The 3,294-nt window shown below is 62.9% G+C and carries 1 protein-coding gene; it reads left to right on the top strand.

Going from position 1 to position 3,294, the window contains the following annotated elements; translation table 11 throughout:
• The first annotated feature begins 361 nt into the window (after positions 1 to 361).
• Positions 362 to 2,947: a putative bifunctional diguanylate cyclase/phosphodiesterase gene (locus AC5DC2_RS21660; RefSeq protein WP_491699984.1), complete on the top strand. Its 2,586-nt coding sequence runs from the start codon at positions 362 to 364 to the stop codon at positions 2,945 to 2,947.
• Positions 2,948 to 3,294: the final 347 nt, after the last annotated feature.

Below are 3,294 nucleotides of genomic sequence, written 5' to 3' on the forward strand. Positions count from 1 at the left end.
GAGCCGCTGATCGAGATCACGCGGCGCGACGACCGGACGATGCGGACCTTCTATCGCCCCACACGCCGCGCACGGGAGATGGCAGGCGACATTGGCTGAGCGCCTCCGCCGATCCGCGCCCCTCATTGCACCAACCCGTTTGACTATCGGGGGCACGGCTCCTATCACAGTCTATTAGAAGGCGGAAAATCAAACCGGATGTGCCGCACGTGACGATAGCAAGACATGGCAGGCAACCGCGGGCAAGGTGCGACGCCGGCGGCAGGCTTCACATCTCGATGAGCGGAGGCATGGCGGCGAGACAGGCAACAGGGGAGCTTGCGATGCGATCGAGAGCCGTTTCTTTTCTACGGGTTCCTGAATGGCGCTGCTGAAGAACGCCAGGATCCCGCGCGACAGGCGTTCCACGATCAGGCTCTACACGGCGCTGACGGTGCTGTTCTTCGCGACGCTGGCTGCGGGAACGGTTTTCGGCGGGCTTGCCATCCGCGATGCGGTACGCCAGGAGCGCCAGGAACAGGCACAAGCGCGCGCCGAAGGCTTCGCAAAGGCGCTGAAATCGGTGTTGCAACTGACCGACAATGTCGGCCGGGCTCTTTCCGAGGCCTTTGATGACGAGGGTCTTGAAGGCTACGATAGCTCGGTCGAGGCCTATCTGGCCTCCGCGCCCTGGACCCGGGCCGTCATCCTCAACCGCGACGACGCAACGCGCATTTCGCCGCAGGACCTGTCTGTCGCCATGCGCGCGCTTCCGGTTCCGGACGACGGCGCCGATCAGCGCAAGATCTTCGGTCCCTTCGAACTCCCGAACGGCAAGCGGGTCCTCGTCTACCGCTATTCCTTCGATGCAGGCAACCTGGAACTCGTCGTCGGTTTCGAGGCGATCCTCGAAGCTGTCGGCCTGCTCGAACTCGAGGAAACGACACAGCTCAGCGTCAGGACCGTGGCAACCCCCGGTCCCGACGAACTCGCCACAGCCGGCGAAAGCGACCTGCCCGTCGAAGACGCGATCCGTGAGGATGTCCGCGTCGACAACGCGACCTGGACCATCAGCGTGGCGCCGCGCGCCCTTTCGGTTGGCCTGTTCGACTGGGGCCGCGCGTTCCGGCTCGCCGCCGGCCTGCTCGTCCTGGCATTTGTTGCGCCCTTCATCGCCCTGCTCCTGCTGTTTCGCGCGCGTCTCAGGGACAATGTCAACATCCGCAAAAGCATGATGGCGGTCGACAACCTGTCCCGTCACCTCGATGTCGCCCTCAACGCCTCGAATATCGGCCTGTGGGAGCATGATCTGGAAACAAACGTCCAGATCTGGGACGACCAGATTCTGCGAATCTACGGCATTGAGGGAGAGAGCCATGTGCAGACATTCGAAAGCTGGTGCTCCAGACTGCATCCGGACGATCAGGCGCGTTTCCGCCGTTTCAGCTGGGAGGATGCGGAAAACGACAAGGGCTTCCTGACAGAATACCGCATCATCACGCCGGGCGGGCTGGAGAAGACCATTCGTTCCGCCGGCAACGCCTATCGCGATGCCGACGGCAAGCGCAAATTCGTCGGCGTGAACTGGGACGTTTCGGCCGACAAGGCGCTTCAGGAGGCGCTGGCAGAGGCCAAGGCCAGGGCGGAGGAACAGAATGTCGCGCTGGAGGAAGCCCGCGCGCGCATGGAGGAAATCGCCCTGCAGGATACGCTTACGGGCATTCCCAACCGGCGCCATTTCGAAAAGCGGCTGGCTGCCGCACAGGCCGGCGGCGCCATGCCGGAAGGCATGAACATCGTCTTGATCGACCTTGACGGGTTCAAGACCATCAACGACACGATGGGACATTTCTTCGGCGACGACGTTCTGCGCTACGCTGCCGAAACCTTCATGAATAATCTCGGTCCCGACGATTTTCTGGCGCGCACCGGCGGCGACGAATTCGTCGCCCTGATGCCGGCGGCGAGCGATGTCGGGAACTTCGCCGCCACCGTCACGGCGGCCTTCTCGAAACCGCTGCGCATTGACGGGCGCTCCTGCCGGCTGGGCGTCAGTCTCGGCATCGCCACCGCGGAGGATTCGAGCGACACGGCCTCGGATCTTCTGATCAAGGCGGACCTGGCGCTGTACGAGGCCAAGAATCGCGGCCGCGGACGCACGGTGAACTACACCAGCAACCTGATGGCGAAGACCTTTGCCCTCAAGCGCCTGGCCGACGAGCTTCAGGAGGCGGTCGAGAACGGCGAGATCACCGCCCACTACCAGCCGATCTTCGATGTCAGGACATCGACGATCGTCGGCGTGGAGGCGCTCGCCCGCTGGCAGCATCCGCGCCGGGGCGTGCTCGAGCCGAAAGCCTTCCTCGATGTCGCCGAACAGCTGGGGCTGCTGCATGCGATCGATGACACCGTCTTCCAGAAAGCGGTCGCCGTGATCGAACGGAGCAAGGCGGCGGGCGTGCCGCTGCCCGGCATCTCGGTCAACATCTCCTCCCAGCGCCTGCGCGACCCGTTGCTTCTCGAGCAGCTCGCCTCGTTCAACCTGCCGCCGGACACGGTTCACTTCGAACTGCTCGAATCGATCCCCTTCGACCGGCCAGACACCGCCCTGATCAAAACCGTCAACGCCATCAGGAAGCTTGGCATCGGCATCGATCTCGACGATTTCGGCTCGGGCTATGCCTCGCTCGTCGGCCTCAACCAGGTGCGCCCCGACCGGCTGAAGATCGCCGGCCAGCTCATTGCCCCGATCACCGGTTCGGAGGAAAGCCTGCAGATCGTCGAGACCATCGTGCGCATCGCGCGGACCTTCAACATCGGCGTCATCTGCGAGGGCGTGACCTCGAAGGCCCACTACAAGAAACTGGAGGCGCTCGGCTGCTTCCTCCAGCAGGGCTATTATTTCTCGCGCCCCATGGATGAGGACCAGTTCATCGCCTTCATGGGCACGCGCAGCGGCCTCGAATGACCCGGAGACGGGCGACGGCAAGCCCGTCATGCGGCAGCCGAAACGGCCACCGCGCGCCGACATGCACGCAATGCATACCTTATATGTCGAGATGGCACTGCAAAATTCGGAGCCGGACGCGTATATAGAGATCAACAGAGTGAACGAGCGGACATCAAAACGATTTGACAAAAGCTCAGTCACTTGGCCCGGTTTCCGGGTTGGAATTCGAAGCTGCGCACTCCTCCTCCTCCCAGCGCGCTTCGATAGGTTGACGACGCTCCTCCTCCCAGTCGTCGACCAACGCAAATGACGCTCACCGGATCCTCCTCCCCCGGTGAGCGTTATTTTTTTGCGCATTGCCCATA

This window comes from Martelella sp. (assembly GCF_984369615.1).